The sequence below is a fragment of the Paraburkholderia nodosa genome, assembly GCF_001718195.1.
GTDB lineage: Bacteria > Pseudomonadota > Gammaproteobacteria > Burkholderiales > Burkholderiaceae > Paraburkholderia > Paraburkholderia nodosa_A.
Genome location: NZ_MCNV01000015.1, coordinates 183,924 through 198,868, shown reverse-complemented (window position 1 = coordinate 198,868; position 14,945 = coordinate 183,924). Strand labels below are relative to the sequence as shown.

12 protein-coding genes and 1 riboswitch are annotated in these 14,945 nt (G+C 62.2%); of the genes, 4 read left to right on the top strand and 8 right to left on the bottom strand.

Annotated elements, in window-relative coordinates; genetic code table 11:
- The 4 genes from BFD71_RS24410 to BFD71_RS24395 form a co-directional block, all read right to left on the bottom strand.
- Nucleotides 1-631, bottom strand: a 631-nt coding sequence (locus BFD71_RS24410; protein ID WP_141710786.1) for a pyridoxal-phosphate dependent enzyme, incomplete at its 3' end; no start/stop codon positions are given.
- A gap of 518 nt (nt 632-1,149) precedes the next feature.
- The gene (locus BFD71_RS24405; RefSeq protein ID WP_083245445.1) at nt 1,150-2,175 is read right to left on the bottom strand and encodes a ParB/RepB/Spo0J family partition protein; all 1,026 of its coding nucleotides are present in this window, start codon (nt 2,173-2,175) and stop codon (nt 1,150-1,152) included.
- A complete protein-coding gene (gene parA, locus BFD71_RS24400; RefSeq protein ID WP_069266877.1) occupies nt 2,165-2,857 on the bottom strand; it encodes a ParA family partition ATPase in 693 nt (230 codons plus the stop codon). Before parA ends, BFD71_RS24405 begins: the two co-directional genes overlap by 11 nt.
- A 976-nt stretch (nt 2,858-3,833) precedes the next feature.
- A complete protein-coding gene (locus tag BFD71_RS24395; RefSeq protein ID WP_069266876.1) occupies nt 3,834-5,207 on the bottom strand; it encodes a replication initiation protein in 1,374 nt (457 codons plus the stop codon).
- Between the two features lie 2,075 nt (nt 5,208-7,282).
- Between BFD71_RS24395 and BFD71_RS42280 the strand changes: the two genes are divergently transcribed.
- A complete protein-coding gene (locus BFD71_RS42280; protein ID WP_069266875.1) occupies nt 7,283-7,630 on the top strand; it encodes a hypothetical protein in 348 nt (115 codons plus the stop codon).
- Nucleotides 7,627-7,788 (top strand): helix-turn-helix domain-containing protein, encoded by a 162-nt coding sequence (locus BFD71_RS42275; protein ID WP_256094902.1) that lies wholly within the window; start codon nt 7,627-7,629, stop codon nt 7,786-7,788. Before BFD71_RS42280 ends, BFD71_RS42275 begins: the two co-directional genes overlap by 4 nt.
- 104 nt (nt 7,789-7,892) lie before the next feature.
- On the opposite strand, the gene BFD71_RS24385 is transcribed toward BFD71_RS42275, so the two are convergent.
- The 3 genes from BFD71_RS24385 to BFD71_RS24375 are packed head-to-tail and all read right to left on the bottom strand — an operon-like array spanning nt 7,893 to nt 10,271.
- On the bottom strand, nt 7,893-8,159 hold the full coding sequence (locus BFD71_RS24385) for a hypothetical protein (protein WP_069266874.1): 267 nt from the start codon (nt 8,157-8,159) through the stop codon (nt 7,893-7,895).
- A 24-nt stretch (nt 8,160-8,183) separates the two neighbouring features.
- A complete protein-coding gene (locus BFD71_RS24380; protein WP_083245443.1) occupies nt 8,184-9,623 on the bottom strand; it encodes an MFS transporter in 1,440 nt (479 codons plus the stop codon).
- A 45-nt stretch (nt 9,624-9,668) separates the two neighbouring features.
- Complete coding sequence (locus tag BFD71_RS24375) at nt 9,669-10,271, bottom strand: TetR/AcrR family transcriptional regulator (protein WP_069266873.1); 603 nt, start codon at nt 10,269-10,271, stop codon at nt 9,669-9,671.
- Nucleotides 10,272-10,433: 162 nt separating this feature from the next.
- On the opposite strand from BFD71_RS24375, the gene BFD71_RS24370 reads away from it, so the two are divergent.
- A complete protein-coding gene (locus BFD71_RS24370) occupies nt 10,434-11,525 on the top strand; it encodes an HPP family protein (protein WP_069266872.1) in 1,092 nt (363 codons plus the stop codon).
- Between the two features lie 18 nt (nt 11,526-11,543).
- Here BFD71_RS24370 and BFD71_RS24365 read toward each other — a convergent pair whose 3' ends face one another.
- The gene (locus BFD71_RS24365) at nt 11,544-12,542 is read right to left on the bottom strand and encodes a sodium:calcium antiporter (RefSeq protein WP_069266871.1); all 999 of its coding nucleotides are present in this window, start codon (nt 12,540-12,542) and stop codon (nt 11,544-11,546) included.
- Nucleotides 12,543-12,718: 176 nt separating this feature from the next.
- Nucleotides 12,719-12,823: riboswitch (yybP-ykoY riboswitch) on the bottom strand.
- A gap of 717 nt (nt 12,824-13,540) precedes the next feature.
- On the opposite strand from BFD71_RS24365, the gene ugpB reads away from it, so the two are divergent.
- Nucleotides 13,541-14,887 carry a sn-glycerol-3-phosphate ABC transporter substrate-binding protein UgpB gene (ugpB, locus tag BFD71_RS24360; RefSeq protein ID WP_069266870.1) on the top strand — a complete coding sequence of 449 codons (1,347 nt, stop codon included), beginning with the start codon at nt 13,541-13,543 and terminating at the stop codon, nt 14,885-14,887.
- Nucleotides 14,888-14,945 lie beyond the last annotated feature (58 nt).

Here is a 14,945-nt window from a genome sequence, read left to right as displayed (position 1 = left end):
GCCCGCCGCCGCCGATCGGCACGAAGATCGCGTGAATCGGGGCCTGATGCTGGCTCAGCACCTCCATGGCCACGGTGCCCTGGCCGGCGATCACGTGGGGATCGTCGAACGGATGCACGAAGGTCAGGCCGCGTTCTTCCTGCAGGCGCACGGCGTGGGCGTAGGCGTCGCTGTACGACTCGCCGGCCTGCACGACCTCGACGGTGGCGCCGCCGTGGGCGCGCACGGCATCGACCTTCACCTGCGGCGTGGTCACCGGCACGCAGATCACGGCCTTCACGCCGAGCTTCGCCGCCGAAAGCGCGACGCCCTGCGCGTGGTTGCCCGCCGAGGCGGTGATCACGCCGCGCTCGAGCTGCGCGGGCGAGAGATGCGCCATCTTGTTGTAGGCGCCGCGCAGCTTGAAGGAGAACACCGGCTGGTTGTCCTCGCGCTTGAGGAACACGGCGTTGCGCAGACGCGCCGAGAGGTTCGGGGCGCGCTCGAGTTCGGTTTCGCGGGCGGCGTCGTAGACACGCGCTGTGAGAATCTTGCGGAGATAGTCGTTTTCGTCGCGTCGAGACTCTGCGGAATCCGTAGCTTTGACGACTTCAGTGGCTTCGGCGGTGGGGCGGCTTTGATGCACCTGCATGACGGCTCCTGTCTTCACTTTCGTTTTGGCCAGGAGGCGGAAACAAAAAACCCGCCTCGTGGGGCGGGTTGTTGTTGTCACTGCTGCCAGACGTACGCTAACCCACCATTCGTTGAATGGTGCTAATAATCAACGCAATCGTGAAAAGGCGGCAGTTCATCTCTGTAGGATGACCTGAGGGGCGAGCCTTGTCAATTGCTCACAATCTTGTTGATTGTAATGCACTACAAATTACGTCTTATTTGCTACGTTTTTCGCTTGCAGCGGGTATCTTCGTGGCGAGAGACGCAAAAAACGTGATTTAGCCCGATCCAAGCTAACATGTTTCGTGAAACATTCTAGAAAACCCTGTCTAACCCATTGATTTTAAATAGGTAAGCCTGATCCGGTATTTTTTCGCGCCTGTTTCACGGATTCGACCCCGGTGGTGACTGGCGTATAGCCCGCGTCGCCTCGACAACGAAAAAGGGCGCCCGACGACGCCCTCCCCTGCCACCGTTAGCCGCTACTCGCGACGCTCAGGTCGCCCCGGTCGTATCCATCTCCGAAGCCCACTGCTCGATGACTGCCTTCACGCGCTCGGCAAGACGTTGCTGATCGGAAGGCGCGATGCCCTTCAGGCTCAGCTCCGCGCGCCCGTCGCCGAACAGCTTCAGTTCGCCCAGCGCGACGCCGTCCGGTCGATTGAACTGGACGCGGGACTGGTAATGCGTACGACGCGGCCCGACGCTGCGCGCACCCGCTTCAGCCGAGGCCGCCGCCTCGAGCTTGCGCACGCTCGCTTTCCCTTCGACCACCTGCGCAAGCCAATGCTCGGCAACGGTTGCACCCGCCCGGTCGAAGATCAGCTTGATGTTGTAGGCGTGTCCGAGTCCGACGTCCTTGCGATGCTGCGCCATTCTCTGCAGCAGATAGGGCGGCAGCGACGTGAGTGCGATCACCTTGCTGATGTGCTTCGGATCTTCGCCTACCGCTACCCCCAACTCGATCTGGTCGACGTAGACGCGATCATCGAGCAGCTTCTTCCACGCGAGCGCATCGTCGAATACCGTCTGCTCCTCGCGCTCCTTGTTGGCGTGATAGGCGCGCAGGTACAGGTTCTGGTTGTCGAGGCCCTCGCGGACATCGGCGTCGATGAACTTGTCGCCGCGCGAACGCGCAGCACGAATACGGCGCTCGCCGTCGACGATCACATATTGACCGGGAAACGCCGCGAGTCTGGTGACCAGGATCGGCGTGATCTGCCCTTGCGTCGCAAAGCTTTCTGCCAGCTCGTCGATCGTCTCGGCGCTGTAGAACGCGCGCGGATTGTAGGGATTGGAGACGACATCTTCGACCGAAATCTTGCGGACCGCATGCAGCGAAAGCGGTGCCTCGACGACTTCGGCAGGCGGAGCGGCGGGCGTGTCTACGGCGTTGGGTACACCCGCGTCGCGCTGCGCGATATTGACGACATCGGCTTCCGCGAGACGCTCGCCAGCCGAAACACGCTCGGCGGCCATGCCTGCGCGGACCTTGCTGGTGAAATTCAGCTTAGCGGCCATTGACGACCTCCTCCTCTTCTTCTTCCTGAACCAGCGCAATGATCTCGTTGTAGACAGCGCTGATCTCGTCCTTCGCGACTTTCGCCCCGCGCACGCCGCGCACATCGAAGACGGTGCGGCCAAGCGCTGCCGCCTGACGGTAGAGCTCACGCTGCTTGATGGTTGCCGAAAATACGCGGACGTTGCTCTCAGCGAGGATGGCGCTCATCTGCGTATGCAGCAGCGTCTTCGAATTAGATTTATTCAACAAAATTGCGAATTTTCCGGCCGGATTGGCCACGCGGGTTCGCTCGACCAACTCCATCATCCCTTCGCTGCTCCAGATGTCGATCGGTGATGCGTCCGTCGGAATGACAGTTGCGTCGGCTACGGCAAGCACTCGCGCGGTAGTCAGGTCGTTGATATTAGGCGGACAGTCGACGATAACGACGTCGTAGTCGTTCGCCAGTGCGGCGATTTCCGGCCCAATCATCTTCTCCAGCTTGTGAATGCTGCCGACGCGGAACGGTAGAGGCGTTTCGGGACCGGCCGCTGCACACCAACTCATGCAAGATTGCTGACCGTCGGCATCGGCGACATAGACCTTATAGCCTTCAGCCTGAAATGCCCCAGCCAGATTCATGCTGGTAGTGGTTTTGCCAACCCCACCTTTTTGGTTCGCTACGGCTATCACGAGACCCATTCGTTTCTCCATGCAATTGTTCAACAGCGGGCGAGTCTCCCAGGTGCACTCTCCACGTGGAGACTCCAGCAAGTCATTCGACAGTCTACTGGCAACTTAAAGTAAATTCTAGAAATTCCGCCCCGGACGTTGTCAGTTCACAACCAATTGGCTGAACGGATAAGAATTGGATGCAATGGAGAGGGCTGGTGGGCGGGGTGGATTGACGGGATCGCGATGTTTCAACAGTGATGGGCGCTGATCTCCACGTGGAGATCGCAGAATGCGCCCATCGAAGTTGCGGAGCTCGTCTGCTCGCAGGTCGATTAGACACTGGATCTTTGCACAGCCGTGCATTACGTTGGTGACGCGGGAGGAAAGTTCAAGTTGCGCGAGAGTGCTCGATAGGTATCTTCGCGGAGGGAGACGAGGAACACCGAGCAATTCTCCACGTGGAGAGTGATCGACTTGACCTCGAATTAGCGCAGTGCAGTGAGTGTGATGTCGATGTCCAGAAGCGATCCGGCCAGCAAGTGTTCTGAGCGATTCTCCACGTGGAGAGTCCTCAATCAGCATTCGGGAGAATGATGACGCGTGAGCAGGTACTACCCGGGATGAAGGGATGGGCAGTGACGGTAAGCGAGTTCCATCCATTGCGTGTATCTCGCCGCATCCACACATTCTTGATCGTTTAAAGCAGCGACTCTCCACGTGGAGATCAACGCGGAACAGCACGAAGCAACCAAGCGCCATCGGCATCCGCGTACGCCGAGACAGAGCACAAACATCACTCCGAGGCACTCAAACAGTCGAAGCTTGACTCGTCACCAAAAAAGCGGTCGATCTAACACTCAGAAGCTTCGAAATATATATTTAGCTACGAATTCTACGTCGTTATATTTAGCTAAATTTCCTTGAGCACTATCCGCATGTACTCACAGCGAATCGCACAAAAAAAATGGCGGCCGAAGCCGCCGTCCCGTTAGATCCATCGCCTTCACTCGTCCCGAGCTTTCAGCGCGAGATCGATTTCCGCCGCCTGCAGGCCTTCGCCCCCGGCCGGCGCCTGTTGTCCGCTCAGCAGGAATTCAAGCAGATCCGCAGCAGTCGGTTGGCCCCAGGTGTCCAGAACCACCCAACGGAAGAAGTTCGTCGATGCCATCTTGCTCGGCACCTTCGCCGTCGACACCTTGAGCTTGTCCATACCGACCGTCTCGTTGTAGCGCTTGATCAGCGCAGTCTGGTCGTCGTATTCAAGTTCATTGAAGTAGGCGCGCGCCTCATTGATCTTCGCAGCGATATAGCGGTCCTTCACCTGATCCTGACTTTCGCGCGCGCGGCCAGCGTCGGTGGCGGGCGCGGCGGCATTCGCACCGGGCAACTCGTAGCCCTCGGTCAGCGCCTTGCGGAAATACGCCGCAACGTTGGCGAGCGGCGCCGAATTTTTCTGCGCCACCCGCGCCGCGGTATAGGCCACCGCCGTGCGAATCTTGTCCTCGCCGTACTGCTTGAGCAGGCGCCGCGCCTCGGAAACCGGGATGCTGAACTTCGACATCTCGCCAATCAGCAGCGTTTCGTTTGCACGCAGCTCCTGGGACGGATCGGTCTCCGGCTTGCGGGTCACGCGGAACTGCAGGGCGACGACCGAGCGTCCCACCTTGTGCTCGATGAGCTCGAAATTGTGATCCGAAATCTCATTGACTTCCTTGATGCAGGGCACCAGCACACGGCTCTTGAACTGCTTGTAGAGCTTGTACGATTGCGCCGAAGTATCCTGCCCAAGGATCAGGTCACGCAGCGTCGCGAGCGGAAAGCGCGCCGTCACACCCACGGCCTCGTAGCGAACGACGTTCTCCCACAGCGCAAGCGAATGCGCCTTCCTGAACTGACGCGTAATGCGCATATCGATCATCGCGTAGATTTCAGGATTGAGCAGTTCGCCGCGAATCTGTTCGGAGAAGGTATAGCGCAATACCGATCTCTCGAGTTCGGCGCCGGCGAGCAAGCCGGACGCCTTCCAGATGCTGCGTTTGTCCTGCGTGAGGTAGTCCCAGTTGACGACCGTGCTGATGAGCGAGTTGATCGTTTCTTTGACGTACTCGGTGTTGTTACTGTTCAGATCGACGTCCTGGGAGAGGGCGGAGATCGTGATCTCGAACGAGGAGCGGCCGCGGTCGAGGGAATCCTGGCGAATGGCGTTCTTGATCAGCGAGCTGAACATCTTGCGCTGCTGCAGGCTGATCGAGCCGGATTTCGGTGCGATATGAATCGCCGGAACGGCCTTGCGGAACAGATCAGGCGGCTGGCCTTGCTGGAATACGAGTGCACCTTGCTTGTCGGCGTCGCCGGCTTCGGCCTTTTTTCTTGCCATATGACCCACGATGAAAGGGAACCTGGTCGGTTGGTAACTGTATACCAAGCGATCAGGTGACTCAAGGCCACAGACGCAATCGTGACGCGGCACGACACCCAAGGGCTACGAGCATTGACAGCCGGCGATTCTCTGCCTCGATGGCCACCGGGAACCCGTCCTGGGCACTCTGAACAGGCCCCGCGCACGGACCCATAAATGGTGACCTTTGCGTCGCCGCGTCCTGAAAACTATCCCATAGCCGGTGACCTTTATGCAAAATGTGAGTACTCACTCCGAGAATTTAGCCTCAACAGGTAGCTGTCCATGGGATTTTTCACATTGCTATCCAGGTTGTCGCCCGGAGCAGCTCGGCCAAGCGTCGTCATGCCCAGTACGCCCATAAATGGTGACCTGAACCGGCTCCCACAAATGGCTACCCTTGCGGGGCCAAATACGGCGCTCGAGGTCGGCGGATCAGCACTTTCCCCCATAACTGGTGACCCACGCCTGATCCCATAGGCTGTTACCTGGCTCCAGCCAGCTTCTCCGCGTCCAAGGATTCATGCGGGTAGCCAATCCGGCGCACGATAACGCCGGAATTCCTCTCCCGACAAGCCACCATATCTGGTTACCCATACCGATTCCCAAAGACGGTTACCTGAACTCAAGCGACGGGTCCTCTTGAACACCCTCAAGAAAAGCCCCGCATCCCATAAGCAGCGACCTTCACTGACTCCCATAAACAGTGACCTGAAGGCAAAACCGCTCCTTTTCCCATAGCGGGCGACCTTTCCCCCATATCCACAACCCGTAAACCCCATGCCCGGGTACCGAAGTCCCATATCCACAACCCCGAACTCCCATACCCGGGACCACAAATCCCATAACGCGCCACCAAATCGGCCGCAAAGCCTTGCCTGGTAAGGGTTCGAGCCGTCTAAAGGTTTACTAAAGTTGTTAAAGCGTAAAAGGTAAACACTGAAACACGCGTTCGATGAGAAAGACGTCTCCCAAAACCGGGGACCTAATCGCATGTAAGTGGTCACCAACCTCCGTAACCCCATTCCGGGTTACCTAGCCCGTCTACCAACGCTTTGCGGGCACCCTGGAGCATTAGCTAAGCCCCCTTTTCTTGAGAATAAACTTCTAGAGATCGAATCAAACCGTTGATTTACCGAGGGAAACACCCGGATGGTCTACGTCTATGGTGCTGTTCTTCGTCCAAAGGTAACTGCCTATGGGACCGGCTGAATGACTACGACACCAGTTGGATCGAACCGTAAAGCGTCCTGCCAGCCTTGGACGCCCGCTGAACCAGGTCAGGGGAACCAGCGATCCGGAGATGCGCACTTGTGGACGAACCGTTCCTCCCATTTCCGGTTACCCACCTCAGGTCACCAAACATGGGAGTCACCGAAGGTCCACTTGGGCCGCGACCCAAAACAATCAAGGAAAGTCAGGCGCCAACCGGACAAGGTGCACTGCACAAGATTTATCGGTAACCTACGGCCCACCGAGCGCCTGCCGGATCTCAGTGTGAATACGCGGGAAAGGTAACCGCGGCCGCGGTGTGCCGCCGCAGGCAATCGCTGCGGTACCGGTCGGCGAGACGCTGCTGGGCGGCTTCGATATCGGCGGGTGTCGTCGTCCGAGTTCGGGTCGTAACGCACCGCCTCGAGTACCGTAATTTGCGGTATCAGACCGGCATGCGTGACCTCGTGGGCCGGTTTGACGAACGGGTACCTGTGACATGCCTGCTGAGTCAGATGCGGTGCGGCGGCCGCATCCGCGTTCGTGGGTTCGCCAGTGAGTCGTCGAGCCGACCATTCATGGCCCATGGTTGGGTAGCCGCGTCAGTCAGCGAGAAAGCACCGTGCGCGCGATGCACGACCGCGCAACTGCAGGCGTTGCACGACGCCGGGCCCTGTGTGCGAGGCGCGCGATGAACCTGCCTGGCTGGCGCTCGGGCCTGGCCTGTTCGTTCCGGCGTCGTCGCGGGCGGTGCCGGACGTGCGGGTCATTGGCCCGACCACTGGCAGAGGACCACGTTCCGCTGGTTCACCGTTTCCGCAGCGATCTTCTCGCTCGCGTTCATGGCGCTGCTCGGCATCATCGAATACTCAGTGACGCGCGCCATGATGCGCGAGACCGACAGCCGCCTGCGCTGGCAACTGCGGTACTTCGATTCGCGCAGCGACGCGAGCCTTGCCGGCGCCATCGACGCGCGCTTCCGACGCCCCGACCAGCGCGACAACTTCTACGGCCTGTTCGCACCGGACGGGCGCTGGCTCGCCGAGGATATCCGCGCGATGCCCACCGGTCTTGCGCTGGGACCTCGAAGGTGCTGCGCGCGGGCGCCGACGCGTGCTTTCGCTACAGTTCTCGTTCATGGAAATGCACGAGCGTATGCACACGCTATCGCGCGCCGCGCGGCCAGATGATTCGCTACGCGTGGCCCGAGAAAGAGGACATCGACGCTTCAACCGTCTACCTCGTCGTCTCGCGGCAGCGGCGCAAGCTCGCGCGCGAAGGCATCGAAGTGCGCATCGATACCATCAGCCGCGACGGCTATCAACTGACCTCGCCGACGTTCGACTGATGCGCGCGCTCAGGTAACCGTTTGTGGGAACCGGTTACCTATCCGGGCGCGGAGGCATGGGTTTGTTAACTCAAAAAGCAAACGGCACGCTGAGAGCGCGCCGTTCACCCGTGCCTGAAAAGCCCCACCCGGAGCGGATTGCGATCCGTGTACCAGCACGGATCGATCTCGAGCACATACTGATGCGAGAGCAAGAGCTGCTCGGGCACGGCTGGCTGCATGAGCGCGCGCAGCTTGCTGACTTCTACGATCAGGCCGTCTACATCGGGCGCATCGAGCAGGGCGGCTCGACCGCATACCTTCACGCACACCGCGTGCTGGCCGTATTCGTTGACGAGTTCGATCGGCCCGACGCATGGCCATCGTTTCATGCAGCGCGTCGGGCGCACTTATTCTTATACGTGCTGATTGCGCAATTGCGGCGCGTGATTATTGCGCCCGCTGGCGAGCAACGCTGCGACGAAAAGCAGAATGCCGATAATCGCAACGGTTGTTGCGAACGCGCGAGCCACCTGCGCGCTGCTCGCATCCGGCCCGGCAAGTGCGAAAAACAGGCCACCGAGCAGCGCCACGGCGAGCGCGGCACTGACCTGCAAAACCGAGCTGACGAGCCCGGCGGCAAGACCGGACCAGCGTCGATCGACACATTCGACATTGCGCCTGACGAGCGCGGGCAGCGCCACGCCCTGGCCGAAGCCGATCAGAAAGAGCGACGCGTTGAGTGCGTGGAGTTGAGCATCGTGAACAAGCATGGCAGTCCAAATTAATCCGCACCCCTCGATTGCCATACCGGCCGCCGCCGCACGATGCCCGAACTGGCGCACGATCAGTGGATTGAGCAGCGGCCCGACCAGAAAGCCGACGCCCAGGGGCAGAATGCGCAATCCGACTTCGAGCGGCGCGAGCCCGAGCGCACGCTGGACGTAAATCGCGAACATCATGAAGAACGGTGCGAGCGAATAGAAGAAAAGCGTGGCAACGAGCCCGCGCACGAGGCCGGGCGCGGCGAAGATGACGGGCGGCACGAGCGCGTCGCGCCCGGCGTTCGCGACGCGCGCCTCGTAGCGCCAGAAGATCGCGAACAGTGGCGCGGCGCCAATGAGCAACGCCCACGTCCAGACCGGCCAGCCGCGCTCGCGGCCTTCGATCAGCGGCACGACGAGCGCAGCCAGCGCGATGCCGAGCAGGACCATGCCGCCGGGATCGAGCTTCGCGGGGTGGTCCGAGCGGCTTTCACGCACGAGCCAGTACGCCGCGGGCGCGGCCGCCATCACGACGGGCAGGTTGATGAGGAAGATGCTGCGCCAGCCGAGTCCGAATACGTTGGCCGAGACGAGCACGCCGCCGAGCGCCTGGCCGGCGACCGCGGCGATCCCGTAAGCCGCGCCAAAGAGGCTGAGTGCAAGCCCCTTCTGATGCGCCGGAAAGAGCGCATGGATCGACGCAAGCGCCTGGGGCGCCATGACGGCTGCGGCGCTGCCCTGAAGGATGCGTCCCGTCACCAGCGCTGCGGGCGAACTGGCGAACCCGCACACGGCCGAAGCCGCCGCAAACGCGAGGATGCCCACGAGAAAGATGCGCCGCCGTCCGTACAGGTCGCCGAGCCGGCCGCCCGTAATGAGAAAGATCGCGTAGGTCGCCGCATAGGCCGAAATCACCAGCTGCGCGATAGCGGGGCTGGCATGCAGGTCGGCCTGCATCGACGGCAGCGCGACGTTGACGATAAAGAAGTCGAGCGGCGGCAACAGCGTGCCCATCAGCAGCACGGTCAACGCCCACCAGGTGCGTGCGCCCGCTCGCGTGGACGGCATTTCGACAGTCGAAAGATTCGTCATGCAGCCTCCATATGGAACTAATTGGTTCCTAATTAGCCAAAAAAACTAGCGGATGGCGCTCAGCGCGATTTCAGCAATTGCATCGATCGCGTGCCCGCCGGCGTCAGTCTTGCCCAGCACGCGCATACCTTCGATCGTGCAGAGCAGGAAGCGCGCGAGATCGTCGGCATTCTGGTCGGCGGCCAGTTCGCCCGCTGCCTGGCCTCGCCGGATCGCGCCGGCGAGCAGCGCCTGCATGCGCGCGAACATGTCCGTGACGCGGGCTTTCACTTCGGCATCGAAGGGCAGGCATTCGGTGGCGGCGGCTGTCACCGGGCAGCCCGCAAGCCCTTCGAGGCCGACGGAAAGGCGCACGTAGTGACGCAGCGCCTCGCGCAGCGCGGTGCGCGCCGACGCGTGCCGCAGATTGCGCGTAAGCCGCGCGATACCGCGCTCGGTATAGAAGTCGAGCGCCGCGAGAAAGAGCTGGTGCTTGTCGCCGAACGCCTTGTAGAGGCTGCCGCGCGAGAGCTGCGTACCCTCGATCAGGTCGGGCAGCGACGTTGCCGCATAGCCGCGCGCGCGGAACACCTCTAGCGCGTTCTGCACGGCTTCCTGCTCGTCGAATTCGCGTGGACGGCCGGGGCCAGAACGGGTATCGGATTTCATGTCGACATTCTAGACCAATCGATTCCGAATTGCCGAGAAAAATGTGCGTGGAGAATTCAAACATGCATACAGGATGAATTATATGTACGCACAGAAATATCAATTGTTGATATTCGGCGCGCGTCGGTAATTTGGCCGACATACCGACCAGCAAGCCCCGCTATGACCCGCACCGCGCTCATCGAATGGTTCACGAGTTTCGTGCCCAACCCGGCTGCGCCGCAATGGCGCGAGCGGGGGCGACGCTGTGGCGGAGCGTTGATCGGCATCGCGTTCACGGGACTCGCAACCCACGTGATGTTCGGCGCGGCGGGCGACATCCCGCTGCTCGTGGCGCCCATGGGCGCTTCCGCGGTGCTGCTCTTCGGCGCGTCGGACAGCCCGCTTGCGCAGCCGTGGTCGATTCTTGGCGGCAACTTCGTCTCTGCGCTGGTGGGCGTGGCGTGCGCGCAATGGATCGCATCGCCGGTCGCGGCGGCTTCCGTGGCGGTGGCGCTCGCGATCTGCGCGATGTTCCTGTGCCGCTGCGTGCATCCGCCTTCAGGCGCGGTCGCGCTGACCGCCGTGCTCGGCGGCCCCGCGGTTCACGCGCTCGGCTTTCACTTCGTGATCGCGCCTATTGCGTTCCAGTCCTTCGCGTTGCTCAGTGCGGCGCTGGCCTTCCACGCGCTGACCGGGCACCGCTATCCGCGCGCTGCGTTTCGTCCCACGCCGGAAGCCGCTGCCGCGCCGCTTGCCGTGCTGTCGCAACAGCGACTCGCGCCGCTGGATTTTCCGCAAAAATCGTTCGAACAACTAACTTGCGAGGAGATCATGTCGATCGGCTGTCCCGCCGTGCCCGCAACAATGGGCGCGCGTGCGGCGCACGAGATGTTCCGCCGCCACGGTGCTTCGACGCTCCCCGTGGTCGATGCGATGGATCGCGTGGTCGGCGTCGTCACGCATCACGCGCTCGGCGACCTTGCGCCGGCGGCTGGCCTCAAGCGATTCAGGAACACGCTGCGTCGCGCGGCGCAGCGCGAATCGGCGCGCGTGGAAGAAACGGTCGAAGCCGTGATGGCAGCCGGCGTGCACGCCGTCCATCGGGCCACGCCGCTCGCGCATCTGGTGCCGATTTTTGTCGAGCATGCCTACCACGACATTCCAGTGATGGACGATGCGCGTCGGCTGGTTGGCGTGGTCAGGCATTCGGACATGATCCGCTGGCTCCATCACCACGCGGGCGTTGCCCAGGCCGCCGCCGAGGCAGCCTGAGCCTGGCGTCTGGCCGCGTCACACCACGAACAGCAACAACGCGAACACTGCATAGAGCCAGCCGACATGTGTGAGCTGACGGCTACGTACCTTCGGCGCGCGAAACGCCCATTGCAGGATCAGAATGGCGATCATGGTCGTCACGGCCGCGAGAATCGAAGGCGTGCCGAGATGCCACGGCGTGAAGAAGAGGCCGAACGCCGTGGGAATGGTGGCCTGAATCATCATCGCGCCGCTGATGTTCGCCAGCGCCAGCCGCTCCTTGCCCTGGCGCACCCAGATGATCGCGTTCATGATCTCGGGCAACTCGGTGGCGATCGGGCTGAACAACACGGCGGTCAACTGCGGGCTTAGACCGAGCCACGGTCCCACCGCACCGATCTGCTGCACGAACAGATGCGAGGCCGCGAAGATGACGGCGAGCGCGCCCAGCGTCTGCAGCAGAATCCACACCATGGCCGGATTGTCGTCGTGCGGGCGCAGCTTCAGCGGCTCGAGATCGCCTTCCACCTCGCCGCTATCTTCAGCGGAAAGCTCCTTCCAGCAGTAGAACGCGTAGGCCGCGAGAAACGCGATCCCCAGTACTGGCTTGAAGCTGAACACCACGAGCCCGAGCGCGATCTTCGCGACGAAGATTGCGAGGAACCAGAGCTGGTCGCGGCGCAGACGGCGTGTATTGACGTCGACAGTGGCCGCGCGCTCGCGCCCCACGCGCTTCGCTGTCGCAAGCAACGCGAAGCCCACGACGGCATAGGCGATCGTGCTGAGCGCGAGCGGGCCGCCAATCGCGGCGCCTACGCCGATTTCCTTGTGCGCGGGATCGCCGCCGAAAGCGACGGCAACGAGCGTGACCACGCTCTCGGGCAGCGCCGTGCCGAATGCGGCGAGGATCGTGCCGGTTGCGGTTTGCGTGACCTTGAGCTTGTGGCCGAGCCACTCGACGCTATTGACGAACGTCTCGCAGGACAGGTAGATGATGCCGGCCGCGGCAATGAGCAAGGCGAACGTCAAGATCATGACGACCGCTCCGTGGCGCAAATGAGGAGGTGAAGCGGGGCGAGACGAGTCATTATTTTTGCCGTGATGTGCGAGCCGGGCACCGAAACCATGACGCTTCCCTTCGCCCGGCCCGGGTGAAAGGGAAAACGTCATAGGTCTCGTCAGGCCGCGCTATTGCAGCGATGCGCTGCAATGATCCGCAATACGGCTGCCGGCGCCATGGTGCAGGGGCACCAATTATGTTGACGGCGGCGCAACGCCGAAGCAGGCGTTGCAGACTACTCCCCTAAGACAGGGGGCGATTATAGCCGAAGTTCATCGCGGCGAACGATTTCCGGCGCGCCCGCCGCGCGTGCCTCGCGCGAAGCGAACCCGAACTTGTGACGTAGCCCGGCCATCACCATCGCCTGCTTGTCGTTGCTCGCATCGTTGTCGAAGTCGCCGAACGAGGCGGCCGCGTTGACGAGCTCGCCCGTGTCCGCGTCGATCGTCTTGCCCGACGCCTTCTGGTGGCCCGCGAGCGCTCGAAAGCTGGGTCGCGTTGCTCGACGTGAGCGGTCTCGATTGGCGTGCGCTGCGCGAGCCGCTCGACCCGCGCAGCGGCAAGCCCGCTTCTGTGCTGTTCATGGCGCAGCGGCGCGGCTGACACCGCCCCGCGCGCCGCTGCTAACGAGGAGGCAAGGTGCCGACGAGGGCGCGCCCGGGCTGCGCCCGCACTATCACCCGAACTACTACGGCGCGTACTTTCGCGACCCCGAAGGCAACAAGTTCTGCGTCTGTTGCCACGATCCCGCGGACCATTGACACCGCGCGGCAAGCCATCACACGGGCGTCCCATTCGCTGTGCTACCCTTGCCCTGCCTTGGGCCGAGGGTGCCGTGCACGCGTGCAAGCGACCGCCGGCGGACGGTCCGATGTATCAAAGTCGAAAATCGAAGTCCTGAACCAAAGTCCCGCGCCGCGCCTCCTCGCGCGCATGCGCCGGGACAACGACCAATAACAGGAAGAAGAGGCAGATGAAAAAGCACGAGATACAACGCGCAGGTTCGCGCGGCCGCTTGCGCGCGCTGATCGCCGCCGCGGTGCTGGCGGGCGGCGCTCAAGCCGCGCATGCCGCCACGGAAATCCAGTTCTGGCATGCCATGGAGTCCCAGCTCGGCGAACGCGTGAACGCGATCGCCGAACAATTCAACGCGTCGCAAAGCGAATACAAGATCGTGCCCGTCTTCAAGGGCACCTACGACCAGACGCTCGCTGCCGGCATCGCGGCTTATCGCAGCGGCGACGCGCCCGCCATCCTCCAGGTGTACGAAGTCGGCACCGCCACGATGATGAACGCAAAGAAGGCCGTGCTGCCCGTGTACGACGTGATGAAGACCGCCGGCGTGCCGCTCGACGAGAAGGCCTTCGTGCCGACCATCGCGAGCTATTACAGCGATGCCAGGACGGGCCATCTGGTGTCGATGCCGTTCAACAGTTCGACGCCGGTGCTCTACTACAATCGCGACGCTTTCAGGAAGGCTGGCCTGCCCGACGCGCCGCCGAAAACCTGGCCCGAAGTCGCCGAAGCCGCCGCGAAGCTGAAGGCCTCGGGCATGAGCTGCGGCTTTACCACGGGCTGGCAGGGCTGGATCCAGATAGAGAACTACAGCGCATGGCAAGGCGCGCCGATCGCGACGCGCAACAACGGCTTTGACGGCCTCGACGCGCAACTCGAAATCAACAAGCCGATGCAGGTCGCGCATATCGCCTTCCTGCAGAACATGGCGAAGCAGGGCACCTTCACCTATGTGGGCCGCAAGGATGAAGCCACCGCGAAGTTCTATAGCGGCGACTGCGGCATCATGATGGGCTCGTCGGGTGCGCTGGCGAACGTGCAGCAGTATGCGAAGTTCAAGTTCGGCACCGGCATGATGCCGTACGACCCGAGCGTGAAGGGCGCGCCGCAGAACGCTATCATCGGCGGGGCGAGCCTGTGGGTGCTGGGCGGCAAGAACCCCGAGGTCTACAAGGGCGTGGCGAAGTTCCTCGCGTACCTGAGCTCGCCGGCCGTGGCCGCGAAGTGGCATCAGGACACGGGCTATCTGCCGGTGACGAAGGCCGCGTACGAACTCACGCAGCAACAAGGCTTCTACGCGTCGCATCCCGGCGCCGACACGGCCACGAAGCAGATGCTCAACAAGCCGCCGCTGCCGTGGACGAAGGGCCTGCGCCTTGGCAACATGCCGCAGATCCGCACGATCGTGGACGAGGAACTCGAACAGGTGTGGACGGGCGCGAAGACGCCGCAACAGGCGCTCGATTCGGCCAACTCGCGCGGCAACGATCTGCTCAGGCGTTTCGAGCAGCAGGCCGCGAACTGACGGCCCGACGCACGTGAAGTGAACCGATGCCTCGCGTGAGGCATCGGGCAGCGCCCCA

What these genes read in the sequence shown, in the direction of transcription:
- BFD71_RS24405 (WP_083245445.1), bottom strand. Translation starts at nt 2,175, where the DNA reads ATGGCCGCTAAGCTGAATTTCACCAGCAAGGTCCGCGCAGGCATGGCC.
- parA (WP_069266877.1), bottom strand. Translation starts at nt 2,857, where the DNA reads ATGGGTCTCGTGATAGCCGTAGCGAACCAAAAAGGTGGGGTTGGCAAA.
- BFD71_RS24395 (WP_069266876.1), bottom strand. Translation starts at nt 5,207, where the DNA reads ATGGCAAGAAAAAAGGCCGAAGCCGGCGACGCCGACAAGCAAGGTGCA.
- BFD71_RS42280 (WP_069266875.1), top strand. Translation starts at nt 7,283, where the DNA reads ATGGCGCTGCTCGGCATCATCGAATACTCAGTGACGCGCGCCATGATG.
- BFD71_RS42275 (WP_256094902.1), top strand. Translation starts at nt 7,627, where the DNA reads ATGATTCGCTACGCGTGGCCCGAGAAAGAGGACATCGACGCTTCAACC.
- BFD71_RS24385 (WP_069266874.1), bottom strand. Translation starts at nt 8,159, where the DNA reads ATGAAACGATGGCCATGCGTCGGGCCGATCGAACTCGTCAACGAATAC.
- BFD71_RS24380 (WP_083245443.1), bottom strand. Translation starts at nt 9,623, where the DNA reads ATGACGAATCTTTCGACTGTCGAAATGCCGTCCACGCGAGCGGGCGCA.
- BFD71_RS24375 (WP_069266873.1), bottom strand. Translation starts at nt 10,271, where the DNA reads ATGAAATCCGATACCCGTTCTGGCCCCGGCCGTCCACGCGAATTCGAC.
- BFD71_RS24370 (WP_069266872.1), top strand. Translation starts at nt 10,434, where the DNA reads ATGACCCGCACCGCGCTCATCGAATGGTTCACGAGTTTCGTGCCCAAC.
- BFD71_RS24365 (WP_069266871.1), bottom strand. Translation starts at nt 12,542, where the DNA reads ATGATCTTGACGTTCGCCTTGCTCATTGCCGCGGCCGGCATCATCTAC.
- ugpB (WP_069266870.1), top strand. Translation starts at nt 13,541, where the DNA reads ATGAAAAAGCACGAGATACAACGCGCAGGTTCGCGCGGCCGCTTGCGC.